We start from the raw sequence: 19,425 nt of genomic DNA, 5'->3' as shown, positions 1-19,425 counted from the left end.
GCCTCAAGGTGTGCGTCCCCGCGGGTGGCGAGTGCCCAAGCGTAGGTGGGGTCGAGTTCGAGTGCGGCGGTGAGGTCGGAGACGGCCTGGTCGTAGCGGCCCGCTTGCCGGTGGGTCTCCCCGCGGGCGCCGAGTGCCCAGGCGAAGGTGGAGTCGAGTTCGAGTGCGGCGGTGAGGTCGGAGACGGCCTGGTCGTAGCGGCCCATTTGCCGGTGTGCGTCCCCGCGGGTGGCGAGTGCCCAGGCGTAGGCGGGGTCGAGTTCGAGTGCGGCGGTGAGGTCGGAGACGGCCTGGTTGTAGCGGCCGGCCCCGAGGTGTGCTTGGCCGCGGGTGCCGAGTGCCCAGGCGTAGGCGGGGTCGAGTTCGAGTGCGGCGGTGAGGTCGGTGATGGCCTGGTCGTAGCGTCCGAGCCAGCGAAGGGTTTCCCCGCGCCGGGCCCAGGAATGAGCGTTTCGGTCGTTGTGTGCGATGGCCCGGTCGAACTCCGTGAGCGCTTCTTCGTCCCGGTCACACAGGTAAAGGCGGATGCCACGGTAGGTAGAGGCCCAGCTTCTGCTTTCAGCACTCAGCCGACTGTGGGACAGCAGCACACCGAGGCAGGCAAGACTGGGTTCGTCGCCAACGAGAGCGTTCCGAAGACGCCCCGCCCAGGTGAGTAGGACGGTGTCGGCGGCGTCCTGCGCGGCCTGTTCCAGCATCTCGAACCACTGCCGCAGCACGGCGGCGTCCTGGCCCGCGGCGTGGACCAGGTGTTCCAGAGCGGCCGTAAGATACGCAACCGGGTGGGCGCACAGCCGGTGGTACGTCTCATCCAGACGGTGCCGACGCCATGCAGCGTCTTCCCAGCGCTTGCCCTCGGGGAGACGCTCCTCGACCGCGGAACGCCAGGCCGCATGGGTATCAGCGAGCAGGGAATGTGCGGAAGCCCAGTTCCGTGGCGAGTGGGCGCGCTGCTGGCGGATCATGCTGGCGCGCACCACCGCGTGGTAATGCTTGTAGTCACCGCGGCCGCTGACGAACGGCTGCCCGCACAGCCACTCCCACAACCCTTCTGCCATAGGGCCAGCGGCGATGGCGAAGACATCCTCGTTCAGCTGCAACGGTAATGCGCACGCCCGTACGGCTTCACGTTTTTCCGAGTCCGTGATCCATTGCACGAAGCGCTCGACAGCCACATCGGCGAGGTCCCCGCCCGCATCGACTTCCTCGTCGGTGCGCGGGCGGGCCAGAGCGAGAAGTTCGACAAGCAGCGGAAGCCCCATCGACAGCCGAAGCACCGCTTCCACCACCCCTGGATCGGTCACCCCCCGCGAGGTCAGCAGCGAGCGAGTCTCCGCCTCCGTGAAGACCTCCAACGGCACATCCGCGACCTGATCCCGCAGCGGCGCCCACTCCCGTTCCGACAATTCGTCACGGCCGGCCAGCACGACGATGACGTTTGCCGGCACCGGACCGTACTCTTCATCCAGCAGACTCAACAGCCACCCGTCCAAGTACTGAGCGATCTGCTCCCACGTATCGAAGAGCAGCACCACCCACCGCTGCCGACGACACAACCGCTCCAGCTCACCAACGAAAGCCCGGCTCAACCCCGCCACGTCACCCCGGCCACCGCGCCGCTGGGCACGCGACCGCGACACCGACCGAAGCCGGTCCAACCCCTGGGCCGCAGCATCCGGACTCGCCATCGCTGTCACGACACCAGCTCCCGGAATCAACGACGCCGCTCCCAGCGCGGCCTGCGTCACCACCCGGCTCGACACCGACGCCTCACCCTCCACCGGCACCGGCTCCACCTGCGCCGCCTGCTCCCGCCGGAATTGCTCGACCGCCTTGTCGAACTCCCTACACGGCCCCGCCTGCCCCGCGAGCTGCCGGGCCAGCTCGACCAAAGCCTGCTGCACCCCGTGGACGTCGTTCTCGTCCACCACCGCCGTCACCGCATCGGCACGCCTGGCCGCCTCCTGCCACTGCCGCAGCAGCGTGGACTTCCCCACACCACCTACACCGCGCACATGGAACAGAAAGTCCGCCGGAGCCTCCTCGGATAAGGGGTCCTTCGACAAGTTCTCGGTGAACAGCGCCAGCTGTGCACGCCGACCCACGAACCGCGCCTTCGCGCGCTGCCGTATCAACGCCCCCCTGGACAGGCCCCGCGTGCCCGACCCCGACATCCCCGTCACCCCGCTACTCGCCTACCTCACCTGGAAACGTCTTCACATGCGCCCGCGCTTGCCGCCCCAGACACAGATCATCAGTCTCTAACCAGAGCTCCCGCTTGTCAGCCAAGCGCAGCAGATCGCCAGCATTCAAAAATCTCGCGGTCAGAGCGAACTCGGTGCTCTACGCCGCCCACTCCAGCCCGAGGTCGGCGAGCAACTGGCGCTTGTCGCAGCTCGAACCGGGCTGCGCCAGAACGGCATCCGCGGTGTGGGCGTCGCCTACGAAGGCGCGGAGACCGAACGGCACACTTGCCTGCCGTGAGGATGCGTCGGTGTTGACGAACACGAAGTCATGGCCGGGTGTGGGCGGCCGCGATGCGGTACCAGCTCGCCGTGGCCGCTCGGCGGGCCGTACGAGGCGCCAGCGCTGACCTTCTCCGGCGACGCCCTCAAGGTCGGGCAGGTGTCCCTGGAGGAGGCCACCGACGAGGAGAGGCACGCCACCGAGCAGGTGATGGGCGGCGCGGACTGAAAGTTGTGGGTGGAGGCCCTGGCCGGCGCGGCCTGCCGGCCGACGGGTTCACAGCGGTGGCGCTCGCCTACATCGGCTTGGAGCTCACGGCACCGATCTACTGGCAGGGCACCATCGGCGCGGCTGTGTGGGCGCCGGTTGAACGTCGCGTCCTCGGAGGTGGAGACGGGGTCGTGCGCCGGAGGGCGGCTGTCGAGTCGATGGCGCCTACGGCGTGGGAGGCACGCGGTGATGCCCATTGCGCAGAGGGTCCTGGTGCCGGTCTCGACGGACCAAGCGGACGTGTGCAGTGGCGTTTCATCGGTGAACTGGTTTCCCCGGAAGGGTGACCCTTCGCCTGGGGGCTGTCACTGACGGTGCTGCAGCGGATACAACCGGCTCCATGATGATCAAGAAGTCGGCTGCAGCTGCAGCTGCGGCTGTCGCATTCCTCACGCTGTCTCTGCCCGTCACCATCGCACAGGCGACCGAGGCAAGGCCGGCCGCCGTGCCGCAGATCATGCCGACCGGTATCGCGGTATCCGACCTTCAGCTTGTCTCGAGTCCGGCCCCGGAGGATGGCGGTGAGTTGCTGGTCTTGTCGAACGAGGAGTACACCAGGCGCTTCGGGGACCAGCCCGTGCGGACAGCCGTTGTGCATGTGCCACCCGGTCCGCTCGCGCCCACCAGCACTGTGCTCCAGGATCCCCAGCAGCCCTGGCACAAGGTCAACTGGTCGGTCAGGGACTGGGATGGAAGCGACATTCCGACCCGTCACGGCACCACGGACTTCGGCTGGCTCCACGCCTCCTCCAAGCACAACATGCGCAGCGAGAAGGCCATCGATGCCGCCTACCACGGCAACGCCGACAAAGTCACGGGCAACCGGGCGGAGTGCTGGGCAGTAGTCGTCACCAACAACGGTCAGGTCCGCATGACCACGGTCTCCATCGCCGAACGCGGCAACCGCGGACCGGCAGGGGTCCCGACCCCCGACGGCCGCCCGATCGGCACCATCACCGCCTACTGCCGTGGCCAGACTCTTTGCCCCGACTGGATCAACACACTGTGAACGCCGGCACCGGACCCGCACCGATGGGGAAGGCTGCAGGCATGGACGACCACTTCGCGCACGCCCTGCTGACGCTGCGCAGGTTCATCGGCGTGCCCTTGCCCGCCACCGACTGGCGCGTCCGCGCCGTGCTGCGCCCCGACCCGGACCGGATCCGGGTGCGCCTAGTTGACTCGCCGGGACGGGCGGTCACGGTGGACCTGCCCACCCGGTACGGGCGTGAACAGGGCACCTGGTGGTATGCAGGCGCCCTGCGCCACACCGCCGCCTGGCTGGCCCCAGACACGATGCCCCCGCCGGGCGAGGACGGATTCCCCTACCTCGACGGGAGCACCCTCGTCGGCACGGTCGTACCCGAGCTGGCCGAGATCACCCTGGACGACAGCATCGACTACCTGATCGCAGACCTGGCCGGCGATCCGCTATGGCAGGACGCCCAGCCCTCGATCGACCCCGCCCTCTACGTGCTGGCGGGCTTCGACCACCATCACCCCGACACCGTGCGCGTCTACCTCGACCACGACGCCCGCACCATCGGCATCGACCTCTGCGTCCGCTCCGAAAACGGAGCACCCCGCACCGTCGGCTGGTGGGCTGCCACCAAACTCGGCGCCCTCCTGCGCCCGGAGGACACCGTTACCCTGGCGGCCCACCGGGTTCACGGCGTCACGGACCCCCTGTGCGACGCCGTGTACGACCTCACCCACTGGGCCTGACGGCCGACGTCGCCGGCGAGATCGGGGAGAGGCAGGTCTGGGAGTCGACTGGGAAGCGGTCCCGCCGGCACCCGTGGCCGGCTCGGTATCCCGCGCAGGAGAGCGGGGCGGAGCGACTGTCCCGGCCCGCGGTTGTGGCTGCGCTCCGCTTGTGACCGCCTCCCTCTCGTCCCTGGCCGGCCTTCCGAAGTCGGCCGCCAACGTCGTGGAAGAGGCCCTCAACGCGGGACGACCGGTTTCAGGGGCTTGTTGCTGCTCACAGGGCGGTTTTGCTCCAGCTCGCCGGATTACGCCCAGCGCTGCGCACCGGGCCGCGCTCCGGTCTCCGAGGTTGTAGGAGTGGGCGCCGGTGGTTTCCTCCTGTTGGTCGGGTCGGCGTGTCGGGGGGAACACGGCACTGTCGGTGGATCTGGAGGCAAGTCAGGCGCCAGCGGACTTGCCCGCCCGCAACTCCTCGTCCTCGGCCGCCACGACCACGACGGCCGGCTGCGCACGGTCGGCCGCACCGTCCCCCTGCGCACGGAGGTGGCCCACTTGGTCGCGGAGCACCTGACGGCCGCTGACCCCGGCCACCCCTGGCAGGGGCTCACGTTCGGTGCGACCTGGGGGTCCCGTGACGTCCTGGACGTGCGCCTGGTCCGCCCTGACGTGTGGCCGAGATCAACGCCGACCGCTCGACCGACCGGGGCGGCGTATGGCGCCACCCGATGCGCTTTAAGCGGCTGCGCCTGGACGTGGGCGTGGAGGATGTTCCCCGGTTCGGGCAGGGCCCGGCCGCCGCAGCCGGCTGATGTCACTTCGCTGACCGTGGTTGGTGCCGGGCGGGGTGCGGCTCGGGGTCGAGCGGTTCCGTTCGGGGTCGGGCGGTCTGCGGGTGACGCCGACCTGGCCCGCAGGCCTGCGGGGCACCGCCGCGCGGCACGGGTGAGTGGGAGGCGTTGCTGCGCACCGCTGGCGTGCCGAACCCGTACGGCTTCTCTTTGGAGAGGGGGGCGCTGGACGGGGCCGTCCGGGGCTGGGTGCCGACAGGCATCACCAGGACCCGCGTCGTGGATACGGACACCGGCCCCGCCTGGTGCCCCGCCGGAGGCATGGTGGGGGAGCAGGACGGGGCCCCGGGACGGGGGGTGTCCCGGGGCCAAGGCGTCGCGGTCACCGCAGGGGGGAGCGGTTGTGCACTGACGCGACGGTATGGATAAACGATTCATCAGAGCGTCGGTCACGGCCCGACAGGCATCGGAAGGGGCCGGAGCCGGCGTAGGAGCGGCTTTGGCGGGTACCAGCGATCGGGTACGACGCACGCGCTATTCGTGGGAGGTACTCATGGGCAAGCTGGGAGACATGGCCGACAAGGCCAAGGAAATGGCCAAGGGTCGCCCGGACCAGGCTGACAAGGGTGTCGCGGGAGCCGAGCGGCTGGTCGATGAGCCTACGGGTAACAAGTACGACGCCCAGACCGACAAGGCCGCCGACGCCGTCAGCCGTTCCTACGGCACCGGTACGCCGGAGCGCTGACCTCACGCCCGGCACCCTTGGCCCCCGGCACTTTCCTGCCAGGGGCCACGTCGTACCCCCGTTGCGGTCGACGCGCCGTGGCTCCGCTGCCGGCACCGGGTACTGCCGGTCTCCCGGGACGCTGGGGACGTGCTGCGGGAGCTGGTCCCGGCCCCGTCCACCCGCGGGAGACCGTCACAGCGCTGCGCGCCCTGACCGCCGCCGACTCGTTTGTGGCCGGCCTTCCGGAGGAGGCCGCCGACGTGGTGGAGGCGTTGGCAGCGGTGGCGCGGGTGGATGAGGCGACGGTCGCGGTGGGGCGGGAGAGGCGCCCGCGGCCGTGGTGCCGAAGAAGGCGGAGGGGGCTCGACGACCGCGGGTCAGCTGGCCCGTCTCGTGGGTCCGGGCGAACGCAACGAGCACGCGGGGCCGCCATCGTACGGACGGTCTGCCCGGACCGGAGGTCCGGGCAGACCGTCACCTGTTCGACAGCGGTTCCGCCTCAGCAGCCGCCGCAGTTGTAGAACGTCACGTCCCAGTGATTGCCCTCATCGGCGTAGATGTTGCCGGCGCCGGACTTCCACTGCGGGGCGCCGTCACCGCGCACCCCGATATAGGTGAACGTGTTCTTGATGTAGCTCCCGACGCACGTGTACTTGCTGAAGTCGAGCTTGTAGCCGTTCCAGTGTGAGTACGTGCCGCCGGCGTGCCCGGTCTCGGTGCCACCGGTGATGTTCAGGGCGCAGCCGCTGGCGCTCTTGAGGGTCTGGGCGCCCTGCGCACTGGCGAGGTTGAGCTGCTCGAAGGACGTACAGGTCGGGTTGTTGCGGTCAGAGCAGCCGCCGGACGAGGACCAGGTAATCCCGGAGCTGCGGAACATCGAGGTCGCGGTGGAGTGGCTGATCTTGGTGGCCGCGTGGGCGTCGGTCGCGCCGCCGATGACGCCCACGCCGGGGGCGAAGAGCGCGCCGAGAGCGAGTGCGAGGGCGGTGACCACCACCCGAAGGGCGTTTCCTCGGGGGCTGCCGGCGGCCGTGGCACCGGCCTGGGGACGGAGGAGCGACTGCGGAGGCTTCATGTGCTTCTCTCCTGGTGCGGATTTCGGCGGATGGGTGCGGAGGTGCGGGGAGTCGACCGCGGGGTCTACCCGCGTCGACTCCTTGGCGCGGAAAGCCCCGGGCGCGGCCCGGGGGGAGATCACACGGCGGAGTGGAAGGCCGGCAGGTAGCCGCCGGAGTGGCCCGTGGCCGTGGGGTGGTAGCTGTTGGAGACGGGCACCGAGACGCTGTGGAGCCAGGCGGCGCTCGAGCAGATCTCATGGCCGGTGAACTCGTCCACGACGCTGGAGTAGGCGAACCCCGCGTTGGCGGCCTGTTTGGCGAGCATGCCGTTGAGGGCGTCGCTGCCCCGGTTGATCGCCGCGCGCTCGGTTTCGCTCAGCCCGGCGATGCAGCTGCCGTTCAACTGGTAGAAGCGCGGGTAGCCGAGTACGACGACACGAGCCTGCGGGGCCTTGGTGCGGATGGCGCCGTAGAGGGAGGAAAGGCTTCCGGGCAGAGTGTTGTTGACCTGGGCGATGGCATTGTCGACCGCGCTGACGCAGGTCGCCTCGCTCTGCAGCACACAGGTCTGCATGACGTTCGCGAATCCGACGTCGTTCCCCCCGGCCGTGACGCTGACCAGGGTGGTGGTGCTGGCGAGGGGGGCCAGCTGACTGCTCTTGACCGTTCCGGTTGTCGCGCCGGAACAGGCGGTGAAGGAGAACGAGGCCGGGGCGTTGGCCGCCGCCCACAGGGACGGGTACGCCTTGCTGCTGCGCTGACAGCTGCCACTGTCGGACAGGTAGCTGCCCGCGCCCACACCGGAGGAGTAGGAGTCGCCGAGAGCGACGTACCGCTCCCCGGCTTCCGCGGCGGCGGACGCGGGCTGGGCAAGGCCGATGCTTGCGGTTGCGAGGGCCAGCAGGACTGGTAGAGCCCGTCTTAGCGTGCGCATGACAAAAAACTCCCTGAAGTGTTGTGGGGAACAGGAGTTGTTGAAGCGTCATACTTGTAGCAGTGACCGACGCCTGCGCGATAGGCGCGGGACGCGGCCGGTTTCCGAGCGCTCCACAGGGCGACGATGCCCCACCCTCCTGCGCGTGCCGCCCCGCCTCCCGCAGCGCCCGCCGGAGCGCCTACCTGCTGGAAGTGGGCGACCCGCAGCGCACCGCAGTAGCGGGATCCCGGACTGTCTCGCACCGTGTCCTCGATCAGGGCGCAGGGCGGGTGCGCACGCGGATGCCCCGGCACTCCTGCGGCGGACACGGGTGCTGCTCCAGACCCGGCGCGGCGTCCTGGTCCAGGGCGCGTTCCCCGATCTCGTCGCGGCGGCCGAGGCGCAGCTCCCCGCCGGCCTGGTCCTCGATGGCGAACTGCTCGTGTGGGACAGCGAAGCTGGCGCCCTGTCCTTCGAGGGGTTGCAGCGCCGGGCCGCCGCCCGCGCCCGCAGCGCTCCCGCGCTGGCCGCGAAAATGCCGGCCCATTTCGTGGCGTTCGACGTCTTGCAGATCGACGGCCGCGAGCTGCTCCACTTGCCCTACGTGGAGCGCCGCGCCCGCCTGGAAGCCCTGTCCGCCGACCACGCCCTAACGGCCCCATGGACCCTGGCTGGAGTCGTGGACCGAGGTGTCCGGCGTCGAAGGCCTTTTGCAGCCAGGGTTTGGTATTGACCGATTGACCACTACGTTGCCGGTCTGCAGCTCTACCTGTCACGAACGCCTCCGTCGCAGAGCCCTGCGCAGGTCACGCCGAATCCTGTAGCAACGCCTGCGCTCGATCTCTACAGTCACCGCATGGCCACCGAGGACGAGAACCCACGTCACCCCGAAGCAACTGCGCACCGGCAACATCGTCGCAGCAGATCGATCTTGGTTCTTCACCCTGTACTTCGACGCCACCGGGACCGAGCTCCTGGCGTGCAGCGGCGTCAAGAACGAGCGTCCCTCACGGAGGGACGGTCGGAAGCTCCAGCTGTAGAGGCCGCCACCCATATTCACCGCAGACGCTGCGAGGCGGTCAACGCCTTGCAGGACTGCCAGCAGGTCATCGTCGGTCATGTCGTCTCCGTCCTCGGATCGGAGGCGCGTGGTCCAGCGGCCTGCGAGTTCTTTGAGTTCGGCGGAGCTCGCGCTGGCCAGTGCTCGGGTCAGTCGCTTCGGTAGAGCGAACACCTCAACGCCGTCGTTCAAGGGGGCGGTGACCCACTTCGGCCACGCCCACCCTAGGAGCTGCTCGACCGGTGGGGCCTCGGCCGAAGGCTTCTGGAAGTACATGTCCCATTCGGCGATGGCGCTGTCTGGCTCGATGAAATGGCAGGTCACGGACTCAAAGGTGTCACCAGGTCCCCGCAGGCCTGTCGCAGCAGCGTTCTCGTCGTCGGCGGCGAGGAAGAACACTATGTCGTAGGCCATCTGAGCATGATGCAGCCTGTCGAGCTGACGCGGATGGCGGAGATCGAGGTCAGGTGACACCTGTCTGGAGCAGACACATGCGGCTGAGACCCCGCTCTAGACTGCACGGCTTCTGTCAGTGGTCTCTGTCAGGATGCCCCGGTCAACATCGTGATCAGGAGAGACCATGGGCACTTGGGACGTCGGCCCTTCGACAACGACACCGCGGCGGACTTTGGTGGTGACCTTGATGAGGTAGCTGCAGGCGAACGTGAGGGCATCGTCCGCAGTGCGCTCACACGCGTGATCGACACCGCGGCTTACCTCGAAGCACCTGAGTCCGAGATAGCCGTAGCAGCGGCCGCGCTCGTCGCGGCGCAGTGCCCCGGGGGTGAGCCGGCCGATCCAATCTATGGGCCGGAAGAGCCCCTCCCGGATCTCGCTGGCCTGCGCGATCTCGCCCTTCAGGCCCTCGACCGCATCATGACCGAACCGTCGGAACTGATGGACCTATGGGACGAGTCGGACGGCGGGCCCTGGCGCGCGAACATCCGCCGCCTGCAGAACGTGCTACTGCCACAGTCATCGGGCGAACAACACAGCCTGATCTGACCCACCCCGACCCGCACCCGTCCTACCCGGAAGGTCACTATGAGCTGGGACGTCCTTCTCATGCGTCTACCCGCCGACGTCACCTCTGTGCACGAGATCCCCGCTGACTACACCCCGGAGCCGCTCGGCCGGCGCGACGACGTACGCGCAGCTGTCACTCAGGCTTGCCCCGAAGCTGACCTCTCGGACCCAGCCTGGGGCGAGCTTTCCGGCCCGACTTGGTCCGTCGAACTCAACATCGGGTCGGAAGATCCGGTGGACTCGATCATGCTCCACATCCGGGGCTCCGGCGGCGGCGTGCTCACGAACGTCTTCCGTCTTGCCGAGGCTCTGCGGTGCAAAGTGCTCGACTGTGCGAATGGGGACCTGATATCCCCGGGGCATGCGTCAGGCTGGCAGGAATTCCAGGAGTACCGGGATCGAGCGCTCGGACCCTCTCAGTGATACCCCCTGGTCGCAGCCGGCCCATGCACCCGCGGTGAGCTTCGATGACCGAAGGAAGCAGCTGTCCACCAACAGAGGTATGAGGCATGAACGAGTGGGCCGTCGTGTTCAATGAGGTCGCCCAGGAGCTGCGGCCGATATCAGAGGGCATCGAGTGGTTCGAGGGACTTGCCTCGGAGGACCAGTTCGCCGCGCTGCGGTTCTTGTCCCATTGCTGCGTCCAAGCTCGCGCCACCATCGGCGACGCACCGGAAAGCATCCGCCGTTCCGGACTCCGCCCCCCATACGCCCGCCGTCCTCATCACACGTGGGCGGATCAACGAACAGCTGGGAAAGATCGCCAGCCTCGCGCTCCTCGATGAACGCCGGAAGGCATTCCGACTCTTGCTCTCGGTACTCGCGGTCGCCGACGGTCGGCGCCGCAAGCTCCACTGCTCCGACGGGTGCGGTCACGAGTGGCGCCAGCTGGGGCCGAAAAGAACGCGCACTGTTTAAGAGGTCACCGAAGTCAGCGTTTGCAGCCACGTGGCATACCAATCACTGAAGTCCGGTCCAGGACTCAGGGCGTAGCCGCAGCCAAGGTCGTCGGTCCAGACCTGACCTCGGGTGGAACCGGTGACTACCAAGCGGAAGAACGATCCGCAGCCGATCTCGGCGATGACGAGGGATCCCGTGAACCAGCAGGGGGAGAAGTCCTCCTCGCCCGGGGCATGCTCTGCGCAGACTGAGCGATCGTCCGACGGCTCGAACCTGCCCGTGTGCGGGAAGGGGACGGCGAGGAGATCCGCCCAGTCAGCCCCCAGGTCGCCTTGCGCGTCTTCCCAGGGCTTACTCCCGAACCTGTACAGCCCGTAGTTTGGTCCGGCGCCCCCGCTACCAACGGTTGTGATGAAGCTGCGGTAGGAGGGCGGCAGTTCAAAGCCGTGGGTCTGTTCGAACTGCGCGACGACGGCTTCTGCGACTGGCGGATCCAGCACGTAGCGGTGTCGTCGTGCCCCATGCATTCGGCTTCCAGGGTCAGCCTCAGCAATCATCTGGAGCCGCCCACATACCTGTTCCGCATCCCACATGGCTTCGAGCATCGCAGGCCAAGAGTCAGCGAGCTACTCGCTGGGGCCCCCAGCCTCACTGCTGCTGGCCGGTGCGGGAGTCAGCTCAAGGCCTTCGGCGTCGCCTCATAAGTGAGTCACACCGCCACAACCCGGCTCTGAACCCTGCACGACTGGCTTCACGACGGGCTCCGCGGCCACGTCACCTTCCCAGCGCGTCCGATAAGCGAGCAGATACGCCTTTCGTTCGGTCAAATACTGCCCGGCAAAAGAACGTTGCCCGGCTGAAATCCAACCGCCTGCAATGTTTGCGTTCAGCTCTGTGTCCCCCGGGGATGTCGTGGGCGACCGACGATATCCGCAGGTGCACAAGGCGCCGCACCGGGGCCGGCCTCGGTGGCTCATTCACAAGCGGACGCGACAGGGGGTCCGTCTTCGGAGCTCGCCGGACCTGCACACCAAGGACCGTTACTGTCACCAGGATGACCTCGATACCTTCCGACGTCTTGTCTCGCGCTCTTGAAGCCCCAGCGGAGCCGCCCCTGAGGCTGCTGCCGCCCGTAGTGGCGGAACTGCTGCGCTCCCTTCAGGCCCCACCCCGTTTGGCGGCGCACCTGCGCGCGGTCCACGACGTCGCGGTCGAACTGACCGACTGGGTGACAGACCGCTACCCGGGCCTGGCAGTGAACCGCGACGCCGTCCTCTTCGGTGCGGCAACCCATGATGTGGGCAAGTCCTTGCACCCCGAGGAACTCTCCGGGCCCGGATCAGCTCACGAGGCCGCCGGCCGGGATCTCCTTCTGGAGCACGGCTTCCCGCCCGGCCTGGCCAGGTTCGCCGCCACTCATGCCAGCTGGGACGACCCCAACGTGACGATCGAGGATCTCCTTGTCAGCACGGCCGACAAGGTCTGGAAGGACAAACGCGTCCCCGACCTGGAGGACAGACTCGTACAGGCGCTGGCCGCGGCGACAGGGCGCGAGCCCTGGGAGGAGTACCTCGCACTCGATGATCTCCTCACCCGTCTTGGAGCGGACGCTTCCCATCGGCTGACGTTTCAGGCGGCCTTCCCCATCGACCAGTGACCCGTCCACCCCGGCTCTTCCGACTCCTGTCCTCCATCCGCTGGGAGCTTCCCCCAGGCCGGCGCCACCCCGCAAGGCCCAGAGGACATGGCCCACGCAGCCTGGGCCACGACGGTGTAGCAGCGGCGATCACGCAGCAGGGCCCAGAGGACGCCCACGCGCCGTCGGGCACGACACCTGCTCGCCTCGGAGTTGACCGCGGCCCAGTGGCTACCGAGGCCGGTGAAGGCGGTGGCGGGGGCCGCCCGCGGTGCACCCGTGCGCGCCGGCTGAAACCCTTGTCGTGCCTTCTCGCGTCAGGTAGAGGTGTTGAGGATGTGGCGGATGATGGCCGAGGCTTCGTCCGGGTGGTGGTCGAGCCAGTCGGTGAGGTGCTCGCGTACAACTTCTTGCACGTAGGCGCCTGCCTCGGGATTGCTGAGTTTGGTTCGGGTGGAGCCCTCGACGAGGGGATGGGCGAGTTTCACGGAGATGACCGCGGTCAGTCCGGTGTAGATGGCTTCGGCGGTGATGTCTTCGTCGTCTTCGGTGATCTGTCGCTGACGCTGGGCGTAGTCGTTGACAATGTCTGTGAGTGCGGTGCGGAAGCCCTCTTCGTGGGTGCCGCCCTCATGGGTGCGGGTGCTGTTCGCGAAGGAGTGGAACCCTCCCGTGGACCACGTGTTCCACTGCATGGCGACCTGAACGAAGATCGTCTTGTCCTCGTTTTCCGACTCGAAGGCGATGGCAGGGGAGTGGACGAGACTCGGAGGGTAGGGGTTGAGGTGGGCGACGTAGGCCCGTAGACCGTCTATGTGGTGGTAGCGGACCGGCCGCTGCGGACGCTCGTCGGTGAGCGTGATGGCCAGGCCCTGGTTGAGGAAGGCCAGTTCCCGGAGGCGTTGCGACAGCGTGGCGAACGAGTACAGGGTGGACTCGAAGATGTCGCCGTCGGGCAGGAACACAAGCGTGGTGCCGTGTCCGCTGCTCTCCTCGTGCCTCGTCAGGGCAGTGATCGGAACGCCCTTCTCGTACTCCTGGGTCCAACGGTGGCCGTCTCGGTGGATCTCGACCGTGAGACGGCTCGACAGCGCGTTGACCACGGACAGGCCCACGCCATGGATGCCGCCGGACACCCAGTAGCCGGTGCGAGGCTTGGGACCGAAGGACAGCTCCGTCAGTTCGCGTTCGACGGCCGGCTTACCGGCGGGCTCCTCCACCTCGACGGACAGGCCCCGCCCGTTGTCCGCGACGCGAATGCTGCCGTCGGCGGTGATGGTGACGTCGATGGAGTCGGCGTGGCCGGCCAGGTGCTCGTCGACGGCGTACGAGATGACTTCGTAGACCAGTTGGTGCAGGCCGCGCTCACCGATGGAGCCGATGTACATGCCGGGGCGTCTGCGTATCGCCTCACGGCCCTCGAGTACCTGGATGTGACTGGCGTCGTACTGGCTCACGTTCGCGGGCTGAATGGGGTTTCCGGACTGGGCCATCAAGCGCTCTCCTGCGTCGTCCAGTGCATGTTTGTGAGTGGGTGTCACCGAAGGGGCCGACGCGGCTTCCACGCCGTCGGCCAGGCATGCACATCCTAGGCAACTGAAGATAAATCAGCAGTTCAGGCCCTATGCGAGGAGGTCCTAGGCGGCTGCGTCAGCGGCTTTGGCGAACCCGCGGCCCTGGGGGTTCGCCGCTGGGAGCGGAGCTGCACGAAGGCCCCGCCACAGGCGCGGGAGAGGCATTCCTGGCCGGTCCCGAAGGGCCCTTTCCAGCGCAGTTTCCGACCGGACTCGACCCGTAGTCCGGCCGGCGCCCGCGAAGACGAGGATGCTCGGCGTAATCGGGAGGCGAGATCGGCGACGGATGGGGAACACTTCGCCAGGTGATCGTGATGCAGCCCGTCCTGGAGATGAACACCCCTGATGGCTTCGACCTCTGGCCTGTCGCCGAGACCGAACAGTTCAGTTTCCTGCCGCTCAGCGGTGGGCTCTCACCCGCCGAGATCGGGACGGCGCTCATGCGTATCGCCGCGTGCAACGACGTGGACCCAGCAGACGATGACGACCTCCCACCTCGGCCGACCGAGCCCCTCAGCGGCTTCCTCCACGGACTACTGAACCTCGACAGCCTGTACGCGGCGGGCGGCCTGCGCGTCACGGACACCACCACGGGCAACGCCTTCTCGCCCGGCTGCTGTGACGGACTGGAGGACTGGCACGACTGGTACCAGCTCGTCGACGGCAGCGGCGTAATCGGGTACGGCCACGATCCCGAGCCGTCGCTGGGCGAGCGCCTCGGGGATACCATCCGCCTCACCGTCGACAGCGACCGGAACGACAGTCCCGTGATCGAGCTGTCAGTCACCGAGCTCCGCGATCTCCTCGCCAGCGCCGAGCGCGACCTGACCGAGTTCCTCGCCCTAGCAACGGACTGGATTCCCGCGCACCTACCTGACCACGCCGCTCCTTTGACCGCCGCCCTTGCCCGCGTTCTCGCCCTTAGCCAGCGCGTACCGGAGCCCGAAGCACCAAGCACTAGTCCGCCGGGCCGCGCCGGCTTTGCTCCACCCCGTAGGGCGGAGCCGTCAGATCTACACTGAGCTGCGAGAACGCTACGGGGGAGCAGGGGCATGGGCGTGGGTGCGGATGCGGGTACGAGCAATGCGGTAGATGGGGATTCCGCCGTGCTTTCCGCCGTCCGGGCTGGGGACACGGACTTGGTGAGGATCCTTCTCCATGAGAACAGCGACTCCGACTACGTGGACGCCGCGTTCTGCCTGGCGGTCCGGATGCACGCCGGGCACATCGCCCAACTGCTGCTCCAGTACGGTGCGGATTCGGGCCAGAGCGGCCCCGAGGATCTGATCCCTTTGAGTGAGGCGGTCGACTCGGGTTCGCCCGCCCTGTTCGAGGCGCTCCTGGACCACGAGATTCGCGGCAGGTATCCCGAATCTGAACTCCTGGAGGCGCGGAACCTCGCGCGCCGCTGGCACGAGACGGGGGTCGAGGCGGAACTGCGACGCCGTACTGGTTCCCGGGATGCTGTCGTCCGTGCGTCGGTTCAAGACGACGAGTACAACCGCGTCGATGAGTTCACCCTTGGTGGCATGACCGTGCAGGACGGCCATGGGGCGATCCTCACGTACGTTGAGGAACTGCTCGGGGTCCGCACCTCGTTTGAGGAGCTGATGGACCGCGCCATGGCCCACGCCGACCAGGAGAACCACGCGACGTGGAGCAGTGTCACCATCCTGCTGGGCGGCCGGCGTGACCAGGCGACCTGGACGGCTGCCGCAGCGCTGCGCACGAACCCGGACCCATCCCGCCGATTGTTCGGTGCCGAGGTGCTCCGGCTGACTCATCTGTTCGACGACAGCGACGAGGACGCGTTCGCTGGTCCCGCTCTGGACACGTTCACCGACTGGTCGGCCGAGGAGACGGACCTCGCCGTGCTCACCGAGGTGCTGGTCGCTCTTGGAGAACACATCGACCTCCGCGCGGAGGCGGCCCTTCTGCCCCACGCTGGCCATCTCGATGCCCGAGTACGGCGTGCGGTGGCGCAGGGGTTCAGCGATTGGTCCTCGCCGCCGGCCTTTTCCGGCGACGCCCGCACGGCGTTGCTGCGGCTGATGACCGATCCAGTCGCGGTGGTACGGAAGACCGCATGCCGTGTGGTTGCCGAGGGCAGGGACCACGATCCCGTCTTCGCGGACGCCATGGCTGCTGTGCTGGACGACCCCAGCCGTTTGGTGCAGCTGGCCGCCGTCTACGGGCTCGCCCTCCACGACGACGAACGGTGCGTGGAAGCGGCACGCCTTCTCGGCCCGCCGCAGCGCGGTTCCCTGGAAGAAGAGGGCTATCTCGACGCGGTGTGGCGTTACGAATGGCGCCGCGACGGCCGCTGGACGTCCTAGCCTGTGCCTGTCAGCTGCTCCGGAGCTGGGAGTACCGCACGGTTCGAATGACGCTTCCCGCCAGCTGGCGGCTACGGCTGGACGACCGAGCGGCGCCGCAAGTATGCCAACGACATGACCAGCGACGTCACCCTCGTCGGTGTCACTGCCCGCTCCAACAGGCAGAAGAGCGACCAGGACCCGGCCACGTGGATGCCAGCCCCGCAGGTGCACTGCCGGTACATCGGCGAGTGGGTGGCCACCAAGCATCGGTGGGCGCTGGCCGTGGACCAGGCCGAGCGCGAGGCCCTGCTGCGGTACGCGGCCAGCTGCCCGAACGCGAACCTGTCCTTCGAGCGGGCAAGCTGACGGCCAGGACCCCCTCCCGACGTCGTGAAATTCGGCGGCGTCGGGGGTTGCGGGTCTATCGGTCTTGGTCGGGATTGTTGAGCGGCTAGCCAAGCGAAAGAGTGGAGAAGCAATGGCTGACGGGCCCGGTGACCGGGGCGGCAACCAGTGCCGAACTTCGCCGTCGAGGCCACCAGAGCCGCGGGAACTGCCGGAGTGGCGTAACCGGATCCGGCACGGGTGACGTACACAGGCCGCGGGGAGGAGTGCGTGCGCGCGGCACGACTGCGGCGGCATCGCCCCGGTGCCGTGGTGCCCGGAGCACGGGGGCATTACGCCCCGGATGGAGTGGCACCCCGGAGGCGGCATTCGGTGCACTGCCCTGGCGCGGGCGCGCGCCGTACAAGAAGCCTCGGCGGCTTGAGACCGGTTCACCTGGACGCGGCGACGGCCACCAGTCTGTTCGACATCGACACCGCCGGCGACCGCGTGGTGCTGCAGTACCCGGCCAACTCCGGCACCCTCGCACCCACCGGTAGCCTCGGCGTCGACGCCGGCCCCAGCGCGGGCTTCGACATCTACTTCTCGCCCAGGGACGGCTCCAACCAGGGCTTCGCCGCGCTCTCCACCGGCGGCTCCTACCGCTTCTAAAAGGTCAACCCGCTCACCGGGGCGGCCCGCGACGCCGGCGCTTTCCCCGCCGACCGGCAAGTCTTCGACGTCGCCCTGCCCCTGAACCAGAAGTATCCGCCTCACCGACCACCGCACCACCCTCCCCGCAATGTCCGGCCTGGGCTGTCCGGGTGACACCCGGATCGGTCGGCCTAGTCACAGGCCGGCGATCACGCAACGGCGGGCAGGGCTCCCAAGAACGTCCCCCGCCCCCTGAAAGAGAGACACCCCATGGCTGACATGTGGAGCTACAACCCCGCATCGCACTCCACGCCCGGCACCAGCCTGACCGGCTTCAAGGTCGAAGCCACCGACGGACACATCGGAAAGGTCGACGAGGACACCGAGGAAGTCGGCGCCGCCTACATCGTCGTCGACAGGAGATCCAGGTCAACCTCACCAAGGAGCAGATCAAGGACTCCCCCGAGTACGACAAGGACAAGCACCGCGGAGACGCCACCTACCGCGACCAGCTCGGCCAGTACTACGGCCACGGCCACATCTGATCCCAGCGCCGGGCTGCGGTTCCCCCGCGCGCACGGGAGCCGCAGCCCTGTGAGCTGACGGCGCGATCTCGGGCCGGGCTACCCTAGGGTCGGCCCAGCCAGCGGTACAACCGGGCCGCCGGACCTCGGGACACTGAGCGCGCACAACTAGCGGGTCTGCTGCACGAACCGGCCAGTCGCCTGTCCATCGGATGAGGACGGGACAGGTTGCGGGACAGATGGGGCCCCATGCATCTGCAGCCGGGATCCGTCCTATCCGAAGGTGAACGCGGACGCCTGAAGTCCTGGGGTGGGGCGGAGTTCGAGGCCGGCATGGCGAGCCGTGTCGTCGTCCAGGAGCTGCTGCGTGAGCTGCAGGTCTCTCCCCAGAGGTCGGCCCTCAGTACGCTTCCCGCGGCGTACGCGGGCGGGCAGCTGGTACGCAAAGCCTCCTCCACGGCGTTCGACAACTCGCTCCGCCCTGCAAAAGGGCTGGGCCCCCAGCGGCCGTCGTGGTGCTCGTGCTGGGAGGGATCATCGGAAGCTCCTGTCCGGACGCATGGTCGGCTACGCCGAACTCGATCAACATGCCGGGCAGGCCCTGATGGCGGGCTCCAGCCCAGTGACCGGTGGGATCCGGTGTAGGGCGCCCATGCCGGCACCAACCCTCAGGCCCCCGTGGCCTCAACCCAGTTACGCCAGCAGGTTCACGGCGTGCTGAAACAGACCGGGAAAACGGGCCGCAGCGGGGGTGATCAGGGGCGCCAGTCGGGGCTGGTTGCGGGTCCACAGGAGGGACTTCGTCAGGAGCCGGTAATTTCGGGACAGTCGGCGCCACGCGTCTTCGTAGGCTTGGGGGCGCCCTTCGCGCAGGCAGCGCACGAGTTCGGCGGCGGCCGTCAGGGCGAGGGCGAGTCCCTCGCCCGTCAGGGCGTCGACGTATCCGGCGGCGTCCCCCACGAACAGGACCCGCCCGGCCACCCGGGAGCGGGCCTGCTGGCGGAGCGGACCCGCGCCCCGGACCGGAGTCCGGCCCGCCGTACCGAGCTGGGACACCAACAGGGGGAATCGGGCCAGCTGGGCATCGTAGGGGAGCTGTTCGGACGTGAGGACGGCGACTCCGACCTGGTGCGGGTCCAGCGGCGTGACGTAGGCCTCGCAGTCCGCCGACCAGTGCACCTCCACCAGGTTGCTCCACGGCTCGACGGAGTAGTGGCGCCGCAATCCGTACCGCGGCGGCCGGCGCCCGGCTCTCGGCCGCTCGTCCAGGCCGAGCGCCCGCCGGGTCGGTGAGTGCAGTCCGTCCGCTGCCACGAGGAACCGGGCGGCCATCCCGTCCGCCGTGACGTGGTCGACGTACTGGCTCACGTGACGAACCCGGCGGGGGAGGATCGGGATGCCGAGCTGGACGGCCCGGTCGGTGAGTGCCTCGTGGAGCAGGGTACGGCGCGCGCCGAGGCCGTGACCCGTCCGGAAC

The 19,425-nt window shown here is 68.3% G+C and carries 20 protein-coding genes and 4 pseudogenes; 15 read left to right on the top strand and 9 right to left on the bottom strand.

Annotated features, from left to right (window positions below; all coding sequences use genetic code 11):
* Both ACFVX6_RS37445 and ACFVX6_RS37440 read right to left on the bottom strand, forming a co-directional pair.
* Nucleotides 1-2,105 (bottom strand): tetratricopeptide repeat protein (locus ACFVX6_RS37445; RefSeq protein WP_389699062.1); only part of this gene is annotated, 2,105 nt, incomplete at its 3' end.
* Between the two features lie 238 nt (nucleotides 2,106-2,343).
* The gene (locus ACFVX6_RS37440; RefSeq protein ID WP_389699061.1) at nucleotides 2,344-2,469 is read right to left on the bottom strand and encodes a hypothetical protein; all 126 of its coding nucleotides are present in this window, start codon (nucleotides 2,467-2,469) and stop codon (nucleotides 2,344-2,346) included.
* A 45-nt stretch (nucleotides 2,470-2,514) separates the two neighbouring features.
* On the opposite strand from ACFVX6_RS37440, the gene ACFVX6_RS37435 reads away from it, so the two are divergent.
* The 4 genes from ACFVX6_RS37435 to ACFVX6_RS37420 are packed head-to-tail and all read left to right on the top strand — an operon-like array spanning nucleotide 2,515 to nucleotide 4,461.
* Nucleotides 2,515-2,694, top strand: coding sequence for a hypothetical protein (locus ACFVX6_RS37435; protein ID WP_389699060.1), 180 nt, complete (start codon nucleotides 2,515-2,517; stop codon nucleotides 2,692-2,694).
* A 5-nt stretch (nucleotides 2,695-2,699) separates the two neighbouring features.
* Nucleotides 2,700-3,023 carry a hypothetical protein gene (locus tag ACFVX6_RS37430; RefSeq protein ID WP_389699059.1) on the top strand — a complete coding sequence of 108 codons (324 nt, stop codon included), beginning with the start codon at nucleotides 2,700-2,702 and terminating at the stop codon, nucleotides 3,021-3,023.
* Between the two features lie 53 nt (nucleotides 3,024-3,076).
* Nucleotides 3,077-3,745, top strand: coding sequence for a hypothetical protein (locus ACFVX6_RS37425; RefSeq protein ID WP_389699058.1), 669 nt, complete (start codon nucleotides 3,077-3,079; stop codon nucleotides 3,743-3,745).
* 41 nt (nucleotides 3,746-3,786) lie between these two features.
* The gene (locus tag ACFVX6_RS37420; RefSeq protein ID WP_389699057.1) at nucleotides 3,787-4,461 is read left to right on the top strand and encodes a hypothetical protein; all 675 of its coding nucleotides are present in this window, start codon (nucleotides 3,787-3,789) and stop codon (nucleotides 4,459-4,461) included.
* Nucleotides 4,462-4,881: 420 nt separating this feature from the next.
* Here the strand turns inward: ACFVX6_RS37420 and ACFVX6_RS37415 are convergent, their stop codons facing one another.
* Nucleotides 4,882-5,034: a hypothetical protein gene (locus ACFVX6_RS37415; RefSeq protein WP_389699056.1), complete on the bottom strand. Its 153-nt coding sequence runs from the start codon at nucleotides 5,032-5,034 to the stop codon at nucleotides 4,882-4,884.
* A 77-nt stretch (nucleotides 5,035-5,111) separates the two neighbouring features.
* Here ACFVX6_RS37415 and ACFVX6_RS37410 point away from each other — a divergent pair, with 77 nt between their 5' ends.
* Complete coding sequence (locus ACFVX6_RS37410) at nucleotides 5,112-5,252, top strand: ATP-dependent DNA ligase (protein WP_389699055.1); 141 nt, start codon at nucleotides 5,112-5,114, stop codon at nucleotides 5,250-5,252.
* Between the two features lie 532 nt (nucleotides 5,253-5,784).
* Nucleotides 5,785-5,976 (top strand): antitoxin, encoded by a 192-nt coding sequence (locus ACFVX6_RS37405; RefSeq protein WP_389699054.1) that lies wholly within the window; start codon nucleotides 5,785-5,787, stop codon nucleotides 5,974-5,976.
* Nucleotides 5,977-6,457: 481 nt separating this feature from the next.
* Here ACFVX6_RS37405 and ACFVX6_RS37400 read toward each other — a convergent pair whose 3' ends face one another.
* Together ACFVX6_RS37400 and ACFVX6_RS37395 are read right to left on the bottom strand one after the other, a co-directional pair.
* The gene (locus tag ACFVX6_RS37400; protein WP_389699053.1) at nucleotides 6,458-7,033 is read right to left on the bottom strand and encodes a hypothetical protein; all 576 of its coding nucleotides are present in this window, start codon (nucleotides 7,031-7,033) and stop codon (nucleotides 6,458-6,460) included.
* Between the two features lie 119 nt (nucleotides 7,034-7,152).
* Nucleotides 7,153-7,950 carry an SGNH/GDSL hydrolase family protein gene (locus tag ACFVX6_RS37395; RefSeq protein WP_389699052.1) on the bottom strand — a complete coding sequence of 266 codons (798 nt, stop codon included), beginning with the start codon at nucleotides 7,948-7,950 and terminating at the stop codon, nucleotides 7,153-7,155.
* A 313-nt stretch (nucleotides 7,951-8,263) separates the two neighbouring features.
* Here ACFVX6_RS37395 and ACFVX6_RS37390 point away from each other — a divergent pair, with 313 nt between their 5' ends.
* The gene (locus ACFVX6_RS37390; RefSeq protein ID WP_389699051.1) at nucleotides 8,264-8,665 is read left to right on the top strand and encodes a hypothetical protein; all 402 of its coding nucleotides are present in this window, start codon (nucleotides 8,264-8,266) and stop codon (nucleotides 8,663-8,665) included.
* A 39-nt stretch (nucleotides 8,666-8,704) separates the two neighbouring features.
* Here ACFVX6_RS37390 and ACFVX6_RS37385 read toward each other — a convergent pair whose 3' ends face one another.
* Complete coding sequence (locus ACFVX6_RS37385) at nucleotides 8,705-9,406, bottom strand: hypothetical protein (RefSeq protein ID WP_389699050.1); 702 nt, start codon at nucleotides 9,404-9,406, stop codon at nucleotides 8,705-8,707.
* A gap of 166 nt (nucleotides 9,407-9,572) precedes the next feature.
* Between ACFVX6_RS37385 and ACFVX6_RS37380 the strand changes: the two are divergent.
* Both ACFVX6_RS37380 and ACFVX6_RS37375 read left to right on the top strand, forming a co-directional pair.
* Nucleotides 9,573-9,997 (top strand): annotated as a pseudogene (locus tag ACFVX6_RS37380) (DUF4259 domain-containing protein).
* Between the two features lie 530 nt (nucleotides 9,998-10,527).
* A pseudogene (locus tag ACFVX6_RS37375) lies at nucleotides 10,528-10,936 on the top strand (DUF5958 family protein).
* Here the strand turns inward: ACFVX6_RS37375 and ACFVX6_RS37370 are convergent.
* Nucleotides 10,933-11,523: an SMI1/KNR4 family protein gene (locus tag ACFVX6_RS37370; RefSeq protein WP_389699049.1), complete on the bottom strand. Its 591-nt coding sequence runs from the start codon at nucleotides 11,521-11,523 to the stop codon at nucleotides 10,933-10,935. The pseudogene ACFVX6_RS37375 and the gene ACFVX6_RS37370 sit on opposite strands and share 4 nt — an antisense overlap.
* Nucleotides 11,524-11,972: 449 nt before the next feature.
* Between ACFVX6_RS37370 and ACFVX6_RS37365 the strand changes: the two genes are divergently transcribed.
* On the top strand, nucleotides 11,973-12,575 hold the full coding sequence (locus ACFVX6_RS37365; protein WP_389699048.1) for an HD domain-containing protein: 603 nt from the start codon (nucleotides 11,973-11,975) through the stop codon (nucleotides 12,573-12,575).
* Between the two features lie 296 nt (nucleotides 12,576-12,871).
* On the opposite strand, the gene ACFVX6_RS37360 is transcribed toward ACFVX6_RS37365, so the two are convergent.
* The gene (locus ACFVX6_RS37360; protein ID WP_389699047.1) at nucleotides 12,872-14,047 is read right to left on the bottom strand and encodes an ATP-binding protein; all 1,176 of its coding nucleotides are present in this window, start codon (nucleotides 14,045-14,047) and stop codon (nucleotides 12,872-12,874) included.
* 395 nt (nucleotides 14,048-14,442) lie between these two features.
* On the opposite strand from ACFVX6_RS37360, the gene ACFVX6_RS37355 reads away from it, so the two are divergent.
* From ACFVX6_RS37355 to ACFVX6_RS37335, 5 genes and pseudogenes are all read left to right on the top strand, one after another.
* Nucleotides 14,443-15,150 carry a hypothetical protein gene (locus ACFVX6_RS37355; protein ID WP_389699063.1) on the top strand — a complete coding sequence of 236 codons (708 nt, stop codon included), beginning with the start codon at nucleotides 14,443-14,445 and terminating at the stop codon, nucleotides 15,148-15,150.
* Between the two features lie 120 nt (nucleotides 15,151-15,270).
* Complete coding sequence (locus ACFVX6_RS37350) at nucleotides 15,271-16,464, top strand: hypothetical protein (protein ID WP_389699046.1); 1,194 nt, start codon at nucleotides 15,271-15,273, stop codon at nucleotides 16,462-16,464.
* 114 nt (nucleotides 16,465-16,578) lie between these two features.
* The gene (locus ACFVX6_RS37345; protein WP_389699045.1) at nucleotides 16,579-16,812 is read left to right on the top strand and encodes a hypothetical protein; all 234 of its coding nucleotides are present in this window, start codon (nucleotides 16,579-16,581) and stop codon (nucleotides 16,810-16,812) included.
* A gap of 414 nt (nucleotides 16,813-17,226) precedes the next feature.
* A pseudogene (locus ACFVX6_RS37340) lies at nucleotides 17,227-17,598 on the top strand (DUF4394 domain-containing protein); the annotation flags it as partial.
* A 96-nt stretch (nucleotides 17,599-17,694) separates the two neighbouring features.
* Nucleotides 17,695-17,969, top strand: a pseudogene (locus ACFVX6_RS37335) (PRC-barrel domain containing protein).
* 672 nt (nucleotides 17,970-18,641) lie between these two features.
* Here ACFVX6_RS37335 and ACFVX6_RS37330 read toward each other — a convergent pair.
* Nucleotides 18,642-19,425 (bottom strand): NAD(P)/FAD-dependent oxidoreductase (locus ACFVX6_RS37330; protein ID WP_389699044.1); only part of this gene is annotated, 784 nt, incomplete at its 5' end.

This window comes from Streptomyces sp. NPDC058289, from assembly GCF_042880975.1.
Taxonomy (GTDB): domain Bacteria; phylum Actinomycetota; class Actinomycetes; order Streptomycetales; family Streptomycetaceae; genus Streptomyces; species Streptomyces stoeckheimensis.
Note: the sequence above shows the minus strand (reverse complement) of the source record. Positions and strands in the feature narration are given on the sequence as shown.

Bases quoted from the DNA above. Each gene is read 5' to 3' on its own strand.
- ACFVX6_RS37425 (WP_389699058.1), top strand. From the start codon at position 3,077: ATGATGATCAAGAAGTCGGCTGCAGCTGCAGCTGCGGCTGTCGCATTC.
- ACFVX6_RS37385 (WP_389699050.1), bottom strand. From the start codon at position 9,406: ATGGCCTACGACATAGTGTTCTTCCTCGCCGCCGACGACGAGAACGCT.
- ACFVX6_RS37370 (WP_389699049.1), bottom strand. From the start codon at position 11,523: ATGCTCGAAGCCATGTGGGATGCGGAACAGGTATGTGGGCGGCTCCAG.
- ACFVX6_RS37355 (WP_389699063.1), top strand. From the start codon at position 14,443: ATGCAGCCCGTCCTGGAGATGAACACCCCTGATGGCTTCGACCTCTGG.
- ACFVX6_RS37405 (WP_389699054.1), top strand. From the start codon at position 5,785: ATGGGCAAGCTGGGAGACATGGCCGACAAGGCCAAGGAAATGGCCAAG.
- ACFVX6_RS37360 (WP_389699047.1), bottom strand. From the start codon at position 14,047: ATGGCCCAGTCCGGAAACCCCATTCAGCCCGCGAACGTGAGCCAGTAC.
- ACFVX6_RS37420 (WP_389699057.1), top strand. From the start codon at position 3,787: ATGGACGACCACTTCGCGCACGCCCTGCTGACGCTGCGCAGGTTCATC.
- ACFVX6_RS37400 (WP_389699053.1), bottom strand. From the start codon at position 7,033: ATGAAGCCTCCGCAGTCGCTCCTCCGTCCCCAGGCCGGTGCCACGGCC.
- ACFVX6_RS37345 (WP_389699045.1), top strand. From the start codon at position 16,579: ATGACCAGCGACGTCACCCTCGTCGGTGTCACTGCCCGCTCCAACAGG.
- ACFVX6_RS37435 (WP_389699060.1), top strand. From the start codon at position 2,515: ATGGCCGGGTGTGGGCGGCCGCGATGCGGTACCAGCTCGCCGTGGCCG.
- ACFVX6_RS37365 (WP_389699048.1), top strand. From the start codon at position 11,973: ATGACCTCGATACCTTCCGACGTCTTGTCTCGCGCTCTTGAAGCCCCA.
- ACFVX6_RS37395 (WP_389699052.1), bottom strand. From the start codon at position 7,950: ATGCGCACGCTAAGACGGGCTCTACCAGTCCTGCTGGCCCTCGCAACC.